Annotated in this window: 15 protein-coding genes; 3 read left to right on the forward strand and 12 right to left on the reverse strand. The window is 37.1% G+C overall.

Annotation, left to right across the window (positions count from 1 at the left end; genetic code table 11):
• Positions 1 to 3 precede the first annotated feature (3 nt).
• From NG809_RS04675 to NG809_RS04715, 9 genes are all read right to left on the reverse strand, one after another.
• The gene (locus tag NG809_RS04675; protein WP_262148498.1) at positions 4 to 648 is read right to left on the reverse strand and encodes a porin family protein; all 645 of its coding nucleotides are present in this window, start codon (positions 646 to 648) and stop codon (positions 4 to 6) included.
• Positions 649 to 749: 101 nt separating this feature from the next.
• Positions 750 to 1,622: a succinate--CoA ligase subunit alpha gene (sucD, locus tag NG809_RS04680; protein WP_056081696.1), complete on the reverse strand. Its 873-nt coding sequence runs from the start codon at positions 1,620 to 1,622 to the stop codon at positions 750 to 752.
• A 90-nt stretch (positions 1,623 to 1,712) separates the two neighbouring features.
• Positions 1,713 to 2,615: a UDP-3-O-(3-hydroxymyristoyl)glucosamine N-acyltransferase gene (locus NG809_RS04685; RefSeq protein WP_262148501.1), complete on the reverse strand. Its 903-nt coding sequence runs from the start codon at positions 2,613 to 2,615 to the stop codon at positions 1,713 to 1,715.
• Between the two features lie 263 nt (positions 2,616 to 2,878).
• Positions 2,879 to 3,445: an elongation factor P gene (gene efp / locus NG809_RS04690; RefSeq protein WP_262148502.1), complete on the reverse strand. Its 567-nt coding sequence runs from the start codon at positions 3,443 to 3,445 to the stop codon at positions 2,879 to 2,881.
• A gap of 23 nt (positions 3,446 to 3,468) precedes the next feature.
• Positions 3,469 to 3,816: a hypothetical protein gene (locus NG809_RS04695; RefSeq protein ID WP_262148504.1), complete on the reverse strand. Its 348-nt coding sequence runs from the start codon at positions 3,814 to 3,816 to the stop codon at positions 3,469 to 3,471.
• Between the two features lie 16 nt (positions 3,817 to 3,832).
• Positions 3,833 to 4,621: an acyl-ACP--UDP-N-acetylglucosamine O-acyltransferase gene (gene lpxA, locus NG809_RS04700; RefSeq protein ID WP_262148506.1), complete on the reverse strand. Its 789-nt coding sequence runs from the start codon at positions 4,619 to 4,621 to the stop codon at positions 3,833 to 3,835.
• Positions 4,622 to 6,019 (reverse strand): bifunctional UDP-3-O-[3-hydroxymyristoyl] N-acetylglucosamine deacetylase/3-hydroxyacyl-ACP dehydratase, encoded by a 1,398-nt coding sequence (locus tag NG809_RS04705; RefSeq protein ID WP_262148507.1) that lies wholly within the window; start codon positions 6,017 to 6,019, stop codon positions 4,622 to 4,624.
• Positions 6,012 to 7,043: a UDP-3-O-(3-hydroxymyristoyl)glucosamine N-acyltransferase gene (gene lpxD, locus NG809_RS04710; RefSeq protein ID WP_262148510.1), complete on the reverse strand. Its 1,032-nt coding sequence runs from the start codon at positions 7,041 to 7,043 to the stop codon at positions 6,012 to 6,014. Before lpxD ends, NG809_RS04705 begins: the two co-directional genes overlap by 8 nt.
• An 83-nt stretch (positions 7,044 to 7,126) precedes the next feature.
• Positions 7,127 to 8,344: an HD domain-containing protein gene (locus NG809_RS04715; RefSeq protein ID WP_262148512.1), complete on the reverse strand. Its 1,218-nt coding sequence runs from the start codon at positions 8,342 to 8,344 to the stop codon at positions 7,127 to 7,129.
• A gap of 121 nt (positions 8,345 to 8,465) precedes the next feature.
• Between NG809_RS04715 and NG809_RS04720 the strand changes: the two genes are divergently transcribed.
• The 3 genes from NG809_RS04720 to NG809_RS04730 all read left to right on the forward strand — a co-directional run bounded on the left by NG809_RS04720 (position 8,466) and on the right by NG809_RS04730 (position 12,784).
• Positions 8,466 to 10,115: a S41 family peptidase gene (locus NG809_RS04720; protein ID WP_262148514.1), complete on the forward strand. Its 1,650-nt coding sequence runs from the start codon at positions 8,466 to 8,468 to the stop codon at positions 10,113 to 10,115.
• A 148-nt stretch (positions 10,116 to 10,263) separates the two neighbouring features.
• Positions 10,264 to 11,808 (forward strand): T9SS response regulator signal transducer PorX, encoded by a 1,545-nt coding sequence (gene porX / locus NG809_RS04725; protein WP_262148515.1) that lies wholly within the window; start codon positions 10,264 to 10,266, stop codon positions 11,806 to 11,808.
• Positions 11,809 to 12,019: 211 nt separating this feature from the next.
• Positions 12,020 to 12,784 (forward strand): exodeoxyribonuclease III, encoded by a 765-nt coding sequence (locus NG809_RS04730; RefSeq protein WP_262148517.1) that lies wholly within the window; start codon positions 12,020 to 12,022, stop codon positions 12,782 to 12,784.
• Positions 12,785 to 12,927: 143 nt separating this feature from the next.
• On the opposite strand, the gene NG809_RS04735 is transcribed toward NG809_RS04730, so the two are convergent.
• The 3 genes from NG809_RS04735 to rfbC all read right to left on the reverse strand — a co-directional run bounded on the left by NG809_RS04735 (position 12,928) and on the right by rfbC (position 15,591).
• Entirely contained in the window at positions 12,928 to 13,308 is a 381-nt protein-coding gene (locus NG809_RS04735) for a septal ring lytic transglycosylase RlpA family protein (RefSeq protein ID WP_262148518.1), read from the reverse strand.
• Between the two features lie 319 nt (positions 13,309 to 13,627).
• The gene (gene rimO / locus NG809_RS04740; RefSeq protein ID WP_262148520.1) at positions 13,628 to 14,929 is read right to left on the reverse strand and encodes a 30S ribosomal protein S12 methylthiotransferase RimO; all 1,302 of its coding nucleotides are present in this window, start codon (positions 14,927 to 14,929) and stop codon (positions 13,628 to 13,630) included.
• 116 nt (positions 14,930 to 15,045) lie between these two features.
• The gene (rfbC, locus tag NG809_RS04745) at positions 15,046 to 15,591 is read right to left on the reverse strand and encodes a dTDP-4-dehydrorhamnose 3,5-epimerase (RefSeq protein ID WP_262148522.1); all 546 of its coding nucleotides are present in this window, start codon (positions 15,589 to 15,591) and stop codon (positions 15,046 to 15,048) included.
• Positions 15,592 to 15,597: the final 6 nt, after the last annotated feature.

A 15,597-nucleotide genomic window follows, 5' to 3' on the forward strand; every position in this document is an offset into this window, starting at 1 on the left:
ATATTATTTGAAGATATAGCTTAAGCTAAGACTTAAAACCTGCTCAGATTTCTTCTTTGCAGAATTCGGGTCGATCTTGCTCTCATCCAAATCCGGATAGGTATTTGATAATCCGAAATCGTATTTTAGAGTCAATTCTAACTGTCTTTTGTAGCTGTAACCAATACCGGCACCTAATGCAAAATTAAAAGACTTTGCTTTTCCGAATCTGTCTGTACGGTAGATCTCTCTCGATTCGTTTGTAACTTTCTGATCAACCAAAAAGTTGAATCTCGGGCCGATCTGTCCGAAAAACTCAGATTCAGCTTCAGAAAAATAGCCTTTAAATGAAACCGGTACGCTGATGTAATTGTTTGCATACATTGCGTTGTAGCCCTGCATACCTTTTGCATCCTTATCTTTTCCAGACTCACCTGCACCGTAGTAAACAACTTCCGGCTGAAGGAAAAACTGATTGGAGCTTCCCATCGGGATCAATGCCAAAACACCCCCCTGGAAAGAAAATCTTCCACCGGAAGGATTGTGAGCATTTCTTACTCTTGAATTGTTGACTCCTGCTGTGAGACCGAATCTTGTATTTCTGAAATCGATCTGAGCAGAAGCCATGAGGGAAAAGGCTAAAGCTGATGCCAATAATATTTTTTTCATATTTAGTTTTAATTATTTTTAAAGGACACATGTTATCGCCACTTCACTATTGTATTTATATGCAATGTTTTTTTAGTGGCAATTTCATATCAAATTTATTTTTATCCTAAAACTTTTGCGATGGTAACACCGATTTCTGCCGGAGAGTCTACAACGTTGATTCCGTTTTCTCTCATGATTTCCATTTTTGCCTGAGCTGTATCTTCTGCACCACCAACGATTGCACCTGCGTGCCCCATTGTTCTTCCTTTAGGAGCAGTTTGACCTGCGATGAAACCAACAACTGGTTTTGTAGAACCGCTTGCCTTGTACCATCTTGCAGCTTCAGCCTCAAGACCTCCACCGATTTCTCCGATCATTACAACAGCTTCAGTTTCAGGGTCGTTGATGAATAATTCCAAAGCTTCTCTTGTCGTAGTACCGATAATTGGGTCACCACCGATTCCGATAGCTGTAGAAATTCCGTAACCAGCTTTAACAACCTGATCAGCAGCTTCGTAAGTAAGAGTTCCTGATTTTGAAACGATCCCCACTTTACCCGCTTTGAAAACGAAACCTGGCATAATACCAATTTTAGCCTCATCAGAAGTGATGATACCAGGACAGTTTGGCCCGATCAATCTGCAGTCTTTGTCAGCGATGTAAGATTTTACTTTCACCATATCAGCTACAGGAATACCTTCTGTAATACAAACGATTACCTTGATACCTGCTTCAGCAGCTTCCATGATCGCATCTGCAGCAAATGCAGGCGGTACAAAAATGATACTTACGTTTGCCCCTGCTTTTGCAACTGCATCAGCAACTGTATTGAAAACCGGCTTCCCTAAGTGCTCGCTTCCTCCTTTCCCCGGAGTAACACCACCTACAACGTTGGTTCCGTATTCAATCATTTGACCTGCGTGGAAAGTACCTTCGTTCCCTGTAAAACCTTGTACAATTACTTTAGAATCTTTGTTTACTAAAATTGACATTTTATTGTTTTTTAAATTTATTTTCTTAATTATTAATGCTCACAAATTTACTTATTTTTCTTTGATTTTAAATAAAACCGAAGCATTTGTTTACTCAAGATTTCTCAATTTCACCTCTTTTTTGAGGTAAGTTTTGTAATCTTCAGCAAACATGCCGATGTAAGTACCTTTTTTGAGGTCACGGTTGACTCCTGTTTTACCTAAAAGTACGGAGCCGCTTTCGATATTATTTCCTGAAGCAATACCAACCTGTCCCCACAGGGTAACCTCATCACCAATGATGCAACAGCCTGCAATTCCTACCTGAGAAGCAATCAGACACCTTTTCCCAATCACAGTATCGTGACCAATCTGGATTTGGTTGTCTAAAACTGAACCTTCCCCGATAATTGTGGAATCCGTAACACCTCTGTCGATGGTACATCCGTTTCCGATTTCTACATTGTTTTCGATGATAACATTTCCTACCGAAATCAGACGGTCAAAATTTCCGTTGAGTTTTCTGTAATAAAATGCATCGCCACCCAAAACGGTGTTGGATTGAATGACAACATTATCACCAATCACAGTGCGGTCGCCGATGACAACATTTGGAAAAATCAAACTGTTTTTTCCAATGGTGATGTTGTTGCCAAGCACAGCTGAAGGATGAATTTTTGTGCCCTCTCCTATTTCCACATCGTGGAGTGTTTCGGTAAAGTTGTAGATTCTTGTGAAGTGGTTATTGATTTTATTGAAATCTCCGAAAGGATCATCTGAGATTAATAACGCTTTTCCTTCCGGACAATCCACTTCTTTATCGATTAAAATGATGGTGGCAGCAGAATTTAAAGCTTTGTCGTAATATTTCGGATGGTTGACGAAAACAATTTCACCGGATTTTACTCTGTGAATTTCGTTGGTGCCAAAAACCTGAAAATCTTCGGAACCCACGAATTTTGCGCCGATAAGGTCAGCAATGGTTTTTAGTTTTTGTGGTTGATGGAAAGTCATAATTTATTAGTAATGAGTGATGAGTAATAAGTAATGATTGATGATTGATTTTTATGCAGTGGATATTTTTAGTGTCTTACTACTTAATAATTTGATTTTGAAAAGGTATTTATACTGCCAAACTTTGCAGCCCGACCTGAGTGGAGCTCTTTTTGCTGCAGCGAAGCGGAGGCAAAAAAGCGGGAACGGAGGGCGGAAATTGCTGCCATAAAAAAATAAAAGCTGAAAGTTATAATGCTTTCAGCTTTTGATATTGTAAGTGATTACTCTTTTACTCTTTCTAAGTAAGAACCGTCTTCTGTGCTTACTTTGATTTTGTCTCCAGCCTCGATGAACAAAGGAACCATTACTCTTGCTCCTGTTTCAACGATTGCATTTTTCAAAGCGTTGGTTGCTGTGTTTCCTTTCACACCCGGATCTGCTTCTACCACCTCAAGGTAGACAGACTGTGGTAATTCTGCTGAAAGTGGCGTTTCGTCTGCTTCCTTCAAAATGATAGTTACTTCTTCACCTGCTTTCATCAGGTTTGAGTTTTCGATCATTTCTTTGTTTAAATATAACTGAGAGAAATCATCGTTATTCATAAAGTGGAAACCATTCTCATCATCATAAAGATACTGGAATTTTCTTGTGATTACCTTTACTTCGTCGATTTTGTGACCTGCAGAGAAAGTATTGTCAATTACTTTACCATTGGTTACAGACTTTAATTTTGTTCTTACGAATGCAGGACCTTTACCTGGTTTTACGTGAAGAAACTCGATTACTTTAAAAATATCATTGCTATACTCGATGCAAAGACCTTTTCTGATATCGTTACTTGTTGCCATTATTATTTTTATGTTATTTTTTATTATTTTGTTTTGTAAACCGGAACGCTTAAAACCGTTCTTCCTGCCCTGTCGATGGCATCCACTCTCGGTCTTGTCATCGTTCCCGAAGTCATCTGATCGATGTACTGACCATTCATCATTGGATTGAAATTAATGGTGTTTACATTGAGCTGATTAACATTCTTCCTGATTTCAGAAGAATTCTGAAGATCTGATTTTAAATTTGCAAAAGATTTTTTTGAATTGACAAAAATTGAATTCACATTGTTTACAGCAATTGAATCTTTTGTCGACCAGTCTAAATTTCTTTTTTCCTGTCCGAAAGCAATTGCCGAAATACCTGTTAAAGTAAGAATTAAAGTTTTCATCATTGTTAAATTTAAATTATTCTTTCCCCGTTCCGTATCCCTTTACGATACCTCTCGGTGAATTTTGAATAAACTGAAGAATCTCGTCTCTTTCCGCTGTAGGAAGCATTTCCTTTTCGATGTGCGAAACGGCTTGTGAAACATTCATCTTCATCTGGAAAATTGCCCTGTAAATCTTCTGAATTTCGAAAATTTTATCGTTGCTGAAGCCTCTTCTTCTTAAACCAACAGAATTGATTCCCGCATAAGACATCGGCTCACGAGCTACTTTTACGTAAGGTGGAATATCTTTTCTCACCAGGGTACCTCCGGAAATCATTACGTGCTTCCCGATTTTGCCAAACTGATGTACTGCTGACAGCCCGCCCATCACAGTGTAATCACCTATTTCAACGTGACCTGCAATACCGCAACCGTTTACGATGATAACGTGATCACCGATTACACAATCGTGTGCAATGTGTGAAGTCGCCATAATCAGACAGTTGGTACCGATTTTTGTAAAACCTAAAGCCTTTGTACCTCTGTTTACGGTCACACATTCTCTGATTGTAGTTTCGTCACCAATAATTGTCTGGGTATCTTCACCGTCAAACTTCAAATCCTGAGGAATTGCTGAGATCACCGTACCCGGAAATATCCTGCAATTCTTACCGATTCTTGCACCGTCCATAATGGTAACGTTTGAACCAATCCACGTACCCTCGCCGATTTCCACATCTCCGGCAATCGTGGTAAATGGTTCTATGGTTACATTTTTGCTTATTTTTGCGCGTTTATCAACGGCTGCTAGCTGGTGAATCATTTAGTCAAGTTTATTTTTAGCTACCTGAGCCATTAGTTCTGCTTCTACAGCAATTGTATCACCTACATATCCGTAGCCCTGCATGTGTACAATACCTCTTCTGATAGGCGTAATCAATTCAATTTTGAAAACCAGAGTATCTCCCGGAATTACTTTTCTCTTGAATTTCACCTTATCTATTTTAATGAAATATGTAGAATAATTTTCAGGGTCAGGAACACTTGCCAAAACAAGAATACCACCGGTCTGTGCCAGTGCTTCCACCTGTAGAACGCCCGGCATTACAGGCTCTTTAGGGAAATGTCCTACGAAAAACGGCTCGTTGAAAGTCACATTTTTCAAACCTACCACGTGTTTGTCTGAAAGCTCAAGAACTTTATCGATCAACAAAAACGGGTAACGGTGAGGCATTAATCTCATAATTCCGTTGATATCAAAAACCGGTGGTTTATTTAAATCAAATTCCGGAACATTTTTCTTTTTCTGAAGCTTCCACTGTCTGTTCAGTTTTTTTGCAAACTGCGTGTTGACATAGTGACCAGGCTTATTGGCGATAACTTTTCCTTTAATTTTAACTCCGGTAAGAGCCAAATCACCAATCACGTCGAGCAGTTTGTGTCTTGCAGCTTCATTTGGATAGTTTAAAGTCAAATTATCTAAAATTCCGTTTGGTCTGATGGAAACATTGTCTTTTCCGAAAGCTTTTTTCAGCTTTTCTGTAGTTTCAGGCGTAAGATCCTTGTCTACATAAACGATGGCATTTGAAATATCACCCCCTTTTATTAAACCATGATCCAGTAACATTTCCAATTCATGCAAAAAGCTGAATGTTCTCGCTGAAGAAATCTCTTCCTTAAATTCTGAAATATTTTTAAGTGTAGCATTCTGGGTTCCCAAAACCTTGGTTCCAAAATCTACCATTGTTGTTACTTCGTAGGTGTCTGAAGGAATAATCGTAATCTCAGAACCTGTCGCAGGATCGCTGTAGCTCAGAACTTCCTTTACCACAAGATATTCTCTTGCAACAGACTGTTCCACCACACCAACACTTTCAACAGCTTCAACAAAAAACTTTGAAGAACCATCTAAAATTGGTGGTTCTGAAGCATCCATTTCCATAATGGCATTGTCTACGTCGCAACCCACCAAAGCAGCCAAAAGATGCTCGCAGGTATTGATTTTCACACCTAATTTTTCAAGTGTAGTACCTCTTTCGGTCGCTACAACGTAGTTTACATCGGCTTCTACCTGAGGATGTCCCTCAAGATCGGTTCGTACAAATACAAAACCTGTGTTTTCTTTTGCCGGTTTAATGGTCAGTTTTACTTCTCTACCGGTATGAAGGCCAATTCCAGAAAGGGTAACCTCTTCCTGAAGCGTTTTTTGCATATCACTCATTCGTATGATCTTTTGAGATATTCTCAAGATTATTTATTCTTTTTGCCAATTCGGGCAATTTTCTGAAATGTACGTAACTTCTTAAATAGTCGTTGTAGGCAATCGCCGGCGAACCGTAAACCGTTTCTTTATCATTCACACTGGAGTTTACACCACTTTGTGCCTGAATTTTTACCTGACTTCCGATTTTTATGTGACCAACAATTCCGACCTGTCCGCCAATCTGGTTCCAGTCTCCGATTGTAGTAGAACCTGCAATACCCGTTTGGGAAGCAATTACATTATTGGCTCCGATTTTTACATTATGTGCAATCTGGATTAAATTATCGATTTTGGTGCCTTTACCAATAGTTGTAGAACCGATTGTAGCTCTGTCTATACTGCAGTTTGAGCCGATTTCCACGTTATCTTCAATGATAACGTTCCCTAACTGAGGAATTTTCTGAAAACCTTCAGGAGTTGGCTGAAAACCAAATCCGTCACCACCAATTACGGTGTTTGAATGAATCACACAGTTGTCGCCGACAATACAGTAATCATAAATTCTTGCGCCACTGTCTATTTTACAGTTTTTGCCAATCTTTACCCCTTTACCAATGTAAACCTGAGGATAAATCTGCGAACCTTCACCAATTTTTGCTTTTTCTGAAACATAAGTGAATGCGCCGATGTATACTTTTTCTCCGATTACAGCAGTTTCGTGGATTGAAGAACCATCTTCAACACCTTCTTTTCTGCCCTGCATTTCCTGATACAGATTCATTAAAATCTGAAAAGAAAGATAGGCATCTTTTACGGTAATAAGGGTTGGCTGGTAAGTTTTATCAGTAATAAGATGCTCGGAAACAATGATTACCGAACACTTTGAGTTGTCTAAATAGGCAGAAAAACGATCCTGAGCAATAAAAGATAAGTGCCCGGATACTCCGTTTTCTATAGGTGAAACACCGGTAATAACCGCACTTTCGTCACCAATGATTTTCCCGTCAATAAAACTTGCAATTTGCGAAGCTGTAAATTCCATATTCTGCAAAGATAAGAATTTCTGTAATTCACAAACAAAATTTGATTTTAGGATATTAAATTTTAATAATATTTAAGAAAACATCACGAAACTTCACGCGGGAAGGTAATGATATAACGTGTTGTCTTTGTATTCAGTAAGCCCGACAGCAACTGATCCTGCGACTGATCAAGACGAATTTTCTGTCCGTTTTTCTGGAGTAGATTAATTGGCTGTTTTTCAATATCATAAGACAAAAGTTTACGTTTTATTTCGTGCACCAGTGCATCACCGTTATCAATTCCAAAAAAATCATTTGTCTTTTTTATTTTTTCATTAATAAAACTCTCATCAAATGGCTGTGTTGAAATAATTGTTTTCGGTAAGTTCCTCTGAATGACGCACTTGCAGTAATAACTCAATACAAAATCTTCCGAATTCTGCCACAGTTTCATCGCCTGAATCACATCATTATCATCAAGTTGCGTAAAGCGAAAGATATCTTCGTCTGTAGCCTCACCTTTCTCTCTGTAGAGAAAATAGCTGAGATTTTCTGTTGCCGGCAGTTTCATTCCGAGGGAAATCAGGTGTTTTGCGCGTTCCAAAACTTTCACGAGGAGAAACTCTGCCAAAGCTGAAGTTTTATGGTAATACACCTGCCAGTACATAAACATCCTTGCCGTAAGGAAGTTTTCTATGGAATAAATTCCTTTTGCATCAATCACCAGCTCGCCATCATCGCAAACGTTCATCATTGATACAATCCTTTCAGTATTTATATTTCCTTCAGAAACTCCGGTGAAAAAACTGTCTCTTTTAAGATAATCCAAACGATCCACATCCAGCTGGGAAGAAATCAACTGATTAAAAAATTTGCGGTGGTATTTCCCCTGAAACATTTCCAAAGCAAGCGTCAGTTCGCCATTAAACTCATCATTTAAACGGTTCATTAGTAACAAAGACAGATTTTCGTGATGCCAGTCGTCCATCAGCATACTTTCCAAAGCATGAGAAAAGGGCCCGTGACCGACATCGTGCATCAAAATCGCCAGCATTGCCGCCTTTTCTTCTTCAACAGAAATAGAAATTCCTTTCTGCTTTAAAGTTTCCAGAGCAGTAAACATCAGATGCATCGCTCCCAGGGCATGATGAAATCTAGTGTGGGTTGCTCCCGGAAAGATCAGATTTAAAAGTCCGGTCTGCCCGATCCTTCGTAATCTCTGAAAATATGGATGTTCTATGACATCAAAAAGAATTTCGTGAGGAATTTTTATAAAACCGTGAACGGGATCGTTGATAATCTTGAGCTTGTTGATGTTCATTTAAAAGATGATTAATACTACAAAATTAGATAAATTTAGTTTAACACATTTTTAATTTTAATTGGGAAAAACTTTTGAAAATGTAAATCTACTTTTGAGGAATTAAAAACTATTATTTGTAATGAAAAGATTTTTACTTCTTCTCGTGCTTGTTTTCGCAGGAACTCAACAAAATTTTGCTCAGGAAAAACTTTCTGAAACTCAAAAATTAGAAGCTCTAGCTAAAGTCTGGGGTTTTCTGAAATATTATCATCCGGAAGTGGCTAAAGGCAGTTTTGACTGGGATAATGAACTGATTGAAAAGATCAACGTAGCTGAAAAAACAGGCGACAAAGCTCAATTTAACAATATGATTTCAGAGTGGATTGACAGCCTGGGCAAAGTGGATATATGTAAAAAGTGTATTAAAAAAAATGATAAAAAATATTTCCTGAAAAATTTTGACTTACGCTGGACAGATGACACTAAGGTTTTCGACCAAAAAGTTATAGAAAAGTTAAATTTTATCGAAGAAAACAGAAATCAGGGAGATAATCACTACATCACGGTTGGAAGAAGTTCGGTGGCCAATTATAAAAATGAAAATACTTCAAATCCAGAATTTGTATCGAAAAAAAATACATTACTGGAACTTTTCAGGTATTGGAATTTTGTAGAATATTTCTTTCCCTATAAATACCAAACCGACCAAAAATGGAGTGATGTTTTAACGGAAATGATTCCAAAATTTTCATCAGTAAAAAACACGCAGGAATTACATCTGAATGTCTTAGAACTTGTAACAAAAACAGATGACAGCCATTCTTATTTTTCAAGCAAGGAAACCAATTCGTTTTTCGGATTGAAAATGTTGCCGGTGCATTATAAATTTATTGATGGACAACTCATTATTATTGAAATTGCCCGCGATTTTGATTCCCAAACACAGTTAAAGAAAAACGATATTATTTTAAAAATCAATAATCGCAAAGTTTCAGAGATCTTTGACAGTTCGAAAAAATATTTACCGGCATCCAACACATCCCTAAAAGAGCGGAATTTTGTTTACTCTAAAATACCAACCAGAAGCAATGATGATCATTTGTCTGTAGAGATTCTGAGAGATGATAAAATAATGGAATTAAACGAAAAAACATATCCCTTCAACGATATTCGTTTTTCTCAAAATAAAAATAAACAGGAGTGGAAAATGCTTTCTGACCAGACAGCCTATGTTGATATGGGAATTCTCGAAAAGGAAAATGTTGAGAAAATGTTTGCAGAAATTAAGGACAGCAAAGCCATTATTTTCGACATTCGAAATTATCCTAAAGGTACAATACACAAAATATCATCCTATTTATTTCCTAAAAGAGTAGATGCCGTTTCATTCACATCTGCCAACTTTGATTATCCGGGAAAATTTGATTATATGCTGACTCAAAAGTATGGACACAACAACAATTCATCCTATAAAGGAAAAATTATCGTTTTAGTGAACGAAATCACGCAAAGTCACGCAGAATATACCACAATGATTTTAAATGCTTTAGATAACACTACCATTATAGGATCTCAGACTTCAGGAGCAGACGGAAATGTGAACGAATTTGAGATTCTCGGCAATCCCACACGTTTCACCTGCTTAGGCACTTTTTATCCGGACGGAACAGAAACTCAGAGAATCGGAATTGTTCCCGACATTATTGTAAAACCTACAGTGGAAGGCGTTAAAAATGGTAAAGATGAAGTTCTGGAGCGGGCTCTGGAATTTATTGAAACCGGAAAATAAACTAAAAAACACGATTTTCCGTTGCACTCATTTTATAAGAATTTGTGATAACTTTATGCAATTCTTAAGGATGTTTTGGCGTAATTTTGGAACTGATACCACAGTTCAAAAACATTGAACATCCACTTATAAATACAGAAATTATTATATGTCAGATAAAATATTATGGATCGATGATGAAATAGATTTACTCAAACCTCATATCGTATTTTTAGAAAAAAAAGGCTATCACGTGACGCCTGTAAACAATGTAAATGAGGCTTTGGAGCTGATGGACTCTGAGAAATTTGCCTTAACGCTTATTGATGAAAATATGCCGGGAATTTCCGGTCTGGAAGCGATTCCAATGATCAAACTGAAAGACAGCAGTTTGAAAATCGTGATGGTAACCAAAAGTGAGGAGGAACACATTATGGAAGAAGCCATCGGATCACAGATCGCAGATTATATTCTGAAACCTGTAAACCCAAATCAGATTTTGCTTTCATTAAAGAAAAACCTTCAGGAAGATAATCTCGTTGAGCAAAAAACGATCTTACAGTATCAGCAGGAATTCAGAAATCTTTCTCTTGAACTTTCGTACCTGAGAACATATCAGGACTGGGCAGAATACTATAAAAAAATTGTGAACTGGGAACTGAAATTTGATAAGGTTGCCGACAACGAATTTGCGGATCTGCTTCAGTCTCAAAAAGAGGAAGCCAACATTCAGTTTGCCAAATTTATTGAAAACAATTACGAAGACTGGTTGAACGATACCGAAAAACCGATGATGAGCCACACTTTATTTAAGGAAAAAGTGAAGCCCGAGGTTGAGAAAGAAAAAGTACTTCTTCTGATGGTTGACAACCTGAGATATGATCAGTGGAAGGTAATCGAACCGCTTTTCACCAAGTTCTACAACAAAGTTTCTGAAGATTATTACTACAGTATTTTGCCGACGGCAACTCAATATGCAAGAAATTCATTTTTTGCAGGTTTGATGCCTTCTGAAATCGAAAAACGTTTTCCGGATAAGTGGTTTAACGATAATGAAGACGGTAACAAAAATGAGCACGAACGTGAATTTTTGGAAGACCAAATGAAGAGAATCGGCTTGAATTCGAAGTCAATGAAATATTTAAAGATTCTGAATGCTGATTTTGAGAAGAAAATTTACGAAGATTTTAATCAGCATAAAAACAATGATCTTTTGGTGATTGTCTACAACTTTATCGACATCCTTTCTCATGCAAAAACCGATAATCACATTGTAGATCAACTTATCAGAGATGATAAAACTTTCAGATCGTTAACCTATAACTGGTTTGAAAATTCGTCATTAATCAAAATCATTAAACTGGCTGCTGAAAACGGTTTCAAACTGATCATCACGACCGATCACGGAACAGTTTACGTAAAAAAACCGAGCAGAGTTGTAGGCGACAGAGAAACTTCCACCAACATCAGATATAAAACAGGTAAGAGCTTAACGTACGAAAAAAGTGATGTCTGGGCAGTTACGAATCCGGAAAAATTATTTTTACCGAAAGGAAATTTAAGTTCAAAATATATTTTCGCCAAAAACAATATCTTTTTAGCTTATCCTAAAAATTACAATCACTTTGTAAATTATTATAAAGAAACCTATCAGCACGGCGGAATTTCTTTGGAAGAATGTATAATTCCAATAAGTATTCTTGAGCCGAAGTAGCGGTTGGCTGATTGCTTTTTGCTTTTTGCTTCTTATCTCACGTTGATTTTGCTGATTTGGCAGACTTTGTTTGAGGTTTAAATTTGGACAAATAATTATTATTAAATATAAACTTCGGGCGGGTACTGATATAGATTTTCCTCCCGATTTTTTGTGCATTGTTAAAACATAATAATCGTTTTCCTTTTGTATTTTTGAAAAAATAAAAATTTTGAGATTAATTACATACAACGTCAACGGTATCAGAGCCGCATTCACAAAAGATTTTTTAGGCTGGCTGAAAACTGCTGATCCGGACATCGTCTGCATTCAGGAAAGCAAAGCAGGAAATGATCAGATCGACATTGAAAGCCTTGAGAAAATAGGTTACAAAAGCTTTTGGCACTCCGCACAGCGCAAAGGTTACAGCGGCGTAGGAATCGCCTCCAAAATGCAGCCCAAACATGTCGTATACGGTTGCGGAATTGAAAGTTATGACAATGAAGGCAGAGTGATACGGGCAGATTTTGACGGTTTTTCTGTCATTTCAGTTTACGTTCCGTCGGCTTCCAATATTGAAAGGCTTGAATTCAAAATGCAGTTTTGTCACGATTTCCTGGCTTACATTAAAGAACTTAGAAAAACGATTCCCAATCTTATTATTTCCGGCGATTTTAATATCTGTCATCACGCAATTGATATCCATAATCCGGTGGGTTTAAAGAATACCTCAGGCTTCCTGCCGATGGAAAGAGAGTGGATGACCGATTTCATCAATGAATGCGAACTGATCGACAGTTTCAGGCATTTTAATAATGAACCGGACAATTACACATGGTGGAGCTACCGACAAAACTCAAGAGCCAATAACAAAGGCTGGAGATTGGATTATAATTTTGCTTCTTATCCGATGAAAGATAAACTAACGAGAGCGGTTATTTTAAAGGAAGCTGTGCATTCTGATCACTGTCCAGCTTTGCTGGAATTTGAGATTTGAGATTCGAGATTCGAGATTCGAGATTCGAGATTTGGGATTTAAAGTTGCTTAGCTATAGACTTTTTTATCAAACAAATTGGCCTACTATTTCAGCAATAAAAAAAGCCAACTGCGATCAGTTGGCTTTACCATTTTTTATCAGTCTATTCTTCGACTTCTACAACTTCATATTCAATTGGAATTTTGCCGCTGGCAATATTTCCGATTTCGTCAAACGCGGCTTTAGAAAGGTCTAATGCTCGTGAAGAATGGTACGGACCTCTGTCGTTGATCCTTACAATTACTTCTTCTCCGTTGTTCAGATTGGTTACTTTTACCAAAGTTCCGAACGGAAGCGTTCTGTTGGCTGCGGTTAATTTGCTGTTATCAAATACTTCTCCGCTGGCTGTTTTTTTACCGTTAAACTTATCGTGGTAATACGACGCATAACTTGTTTTCCTGGCATCTGCAGTGTTTTCTGTAAAAGAATAAACACCGAGTGCAGAAATCATCATTATGATTACAAGAATAAATCTTTTCATCATTTTGAAATTTTTTGGGTTAATGACTTGGCAAAAATATAGTGCGAAAAAGTAGTGACCTATTTTTTTTGTTAACGACTGTTAATGAAAATCAAATAAAAAGTTAAATTCAACCTAAAATAGAGTTCTGATTCAATCCAGAGTACGCTTGTTAAATTGTGTTAAAAATAACATTTAAAAGTTAATTTAATTAACTAAACATTGTGTAAGAAACTATAATTTCATTTAAAAAACCACTATTAATCAGTGTTTTAAAAGTTTTAAGACAAAAAAAACCAATACTGAAGTAGCATTGGTTTTGTAGTGATAATCGAATTGTATTTTAAACTAATTCTCCATAAAGGTCAAATTCTTCGGCCGAAGTTATTTTAACATTGGCAAAATCTCCGATTGAAATATATGTATCTTCAGCGGAAACCAAAACGGTATTATCAACATCCGGAGAGTCAAATTCTGTTCTTCCGACGAAGTAATTTCCTTCTTTTCGGTCAAAAACACATTTGAAAGTCATCCCAATTTTCTCCTGATTTTTCTCCCATGAAATCTGAGACTGAAGCTCCATAATTTCCTCTACCCTTGCCTCTTTCACTTCCTGCGGAACATTATCTTCCAAAACGTAAGCTCCGGTATTTTCTTCATGAGAATACGTGAAACATCCCAAACGGTCAAATCTCTGCTCACGAACCCACGATTTTAATTCCTGAAAAATTTCTTCGGTTTCGCCTGGATAACCAACGATCAAAGTAGTTCTAATCGCCATATCAGGCACTTTTTCTCTGAATTTATCTAAAAGCGCATTTGTTTTTTCATGGCTCGTTCCTCTTTTCATCGACTTCAAAAGGTCTGAATTGATGTGCTGCAAAGGAATATCAATATAATTACAAACCTTTGGTTCTTCTCTGATAATATCCAAAACATCTTCCGGGAAACCGCTTGGGAAAGCGTAGTGAAGTCTGATCCACTCGATGCCTTCTACTTTTACGAGCTCTTTTAAAAGTTCACCTAAAGCTCTTTTTTTATAAATATCTAAACCGTAATACGTTAAATCCTGAGCGATAAGAATGATTTCTTTTGTACCTTTTTTGGCTAATTTTGAAGCTTCCAAAACCAGTTTTTCAATCGGTGTTGAAACGTGACCACCTCTCATCAAAGGGATTGCACAAAACGAACAGGGTCTGTCGCAACCTTCTGAAATTTTAAGATAAGCGTAGTGTTTTGGAGTCGTAGTTAATCTTTCGCCCACCAGTTCATGCTTGTAATCAGCACCTAAATGCTTTAATAAAATCGGAAGATCTCTCGTTCCGAAATACTGATCAACATCCGGAATTTCTCTGATCAAATCCGGCTTATATCTTTCTGAGAGACAACCTGTAACAAAAACTTTCTCTACTTCGCCACGGTTTTTAGCCTCAACATAATCTAAAATCGTGTTGATAGATTCTTCCTTTGCATTATCAATAAAGCCACAGGTGTTGATTACCACAATGTCTCCACGGTCTTCGTGTACAACTTCTTTTCCGTTAGCCTTTAGCTGGCTCATCAGAACCTCCGAATCGTAAACATTTTTGGAGCATCCGAGAGTTACTACATTGATCTTCTTCTTACCTGTTGATTTTGTACGCATCTTTCTATTTTTCAGGGTGCAAAGATACAAAATAATAAAAAGGCTGGGCAATAAAAACAAAACCACTTTAAAAAAGTGGTTTTCAATATTTTAAAATGATTTAAAGAATTCTAAATCTAATAATTTTTATCTTTAAAAGATGCTGCATTTTTATCTTTATCAGAAAGCTGAGCTTCATTTTCAGAAATTTTCCAGTCGATATTTAAATCTGCATCATTAAATTTCACAGCACCTTCAGATTCTTTATTGTAAAAATTATCACATTTATAAGAAAAAACTGCTGTGTCGCTCAAAACAGAAAAACCATGTCCGAAGCCTCTCGGAACGTATAGTTGAAGCTTGTTTTCTGCCGTTAATTCAATTCCGAACCACTTTCCGAATGTTGGAGAATCTTCACGAAGATCAACAGCAACGTCCCAAACTTTACCTTCAAGACACGAAACCAATTTTGCCTGTGCGTGCTCCCCTTTCTGCAAATGCAGACCTCTCAAAACACCATAAGATGATTTTGAAATATTATCCTGAACAAAGTGTCCGTTCATTCCCGTAAGTTCTTCAAATTTTGCTTCATTATACTTTTCGAAAAAATAACCGCGATCGTCTTCAAAAACGGTAGGTTCGATAATGTAGCAATCCTTAAGAGGAGTTTCTTTTATTTTCATTGTGTA

Source organism: Chryseobacterium foetidum (genome assembly GCF_025457425.1).
GTDB classification, from domain to species: Bacteria; Bacteroidota; Bacteroidia; order Flavobacteriales; family Weeksellaceae; genus Chryseobacterium; species Chryseobacterium foetidum.

What these genes read in the sequence shown, in the direction of transcription:
- rimO (WP_262148520.1), bottom strand. Translation starts at nt 14,929, where the DNA reads ATGCGTACAAAATCAACAGGTAAGAAGAAGATCAATGTAGTAACTCTC.
- NG809_RS04715 (WP_262148512.1), bottom strand. Translation starts at nt 8,344, where the DNA reads ATGAACATCAACAAGCTCAAGATTATCAACGATCCCGTTCACGGTTTT.
- lpxD (WP_262148510.1), bottom strand. Translation starts at nt 7,043, where the DNA reads ATGGAATTTACAGCTTCGCAAATTGCAAGTTTTATTGACGGGAAAATC.
- NG809_RS04735 (WP_262148518.1), bottom strand. Translation starts at nt 13,308, where the DNA reads ATGATGAAAAGATTTATTCTTGTAATCATAATGATGATTTCTGCACTC.
- efp (WP_262148502.1), bottom strand. Translation starts at nt 3,445, where the DNA reads ATGGCAACAAGTAACGATATCAGAAAAGGTCTTTGCATCGAGTATAGC.
- NG809_RS04695 (WP_262148504.1), bottom strand. Translation starts at nt 3,816, where the DNA reads ATGAAAACTTTAATTCTTACTTTAACAGGTATTTCGGCAATTGCTTTC.
- NG809_RS04685 (WP_262148501.1), bottom strand. Translation starts at nt 2,615, where the DNA reads ATGACTTTCCATCAACCACAAAAACTAAAAACCATTGCTGACCTTATC.
- sucD (WP_056081696.1), bottom strand. Translation starts at nt 1,622, where the DNA reads ATGTCAATTTTAGTAAACAAAGATTCTAAAGTAATTGTACAAGGTTTT.
- lpxA (WP_262148506.1), bottom strand. Translation starts at nt 4,621, where the DNA reads ATGATTCACCAGCTAGCAGCCGTTGATAAACGCGCAAAAATAAGCAAA.
- NG809_RS04675 (WP_262148498.1), bottom strand. Translation starts at nt 648, where the DNA reads ATGAAAAAAATATTATTGGCATCAGCTTTAGCCTTTTCCCTCATGGCT.
- NG809_RS04705 (WP_262148507.1), bottom strand. Translation starts at nt 6,019, where the DNA reads ATGAGTGATATGCAAAAAACGCTTCAGGAAGAGGTTACCCTTTCTGGA.
- rfbC (WP_262148522.1), bottom strand. Translation starts at nt 15,591, where the DNA reads ATGAAAATAAAAGAAACTCCTCTTAAGGATTGCTACATTATCGAACCT.
- NG809_RS04720 (WP_262148514.1), top strand. Translation starts at nt 8,466, where the DNA reads ATGAAAAGATTTTTACTTCTTCTCGTGCTTGTTTTCGCAGGAACTCAA.
- porX (WP_262148515.1), top strand. Translation starts at nt 10,264, where the DNA reads ATGTCAGATAAAATATTATGGATCGATGATGAAATAGATTTACTCAAA.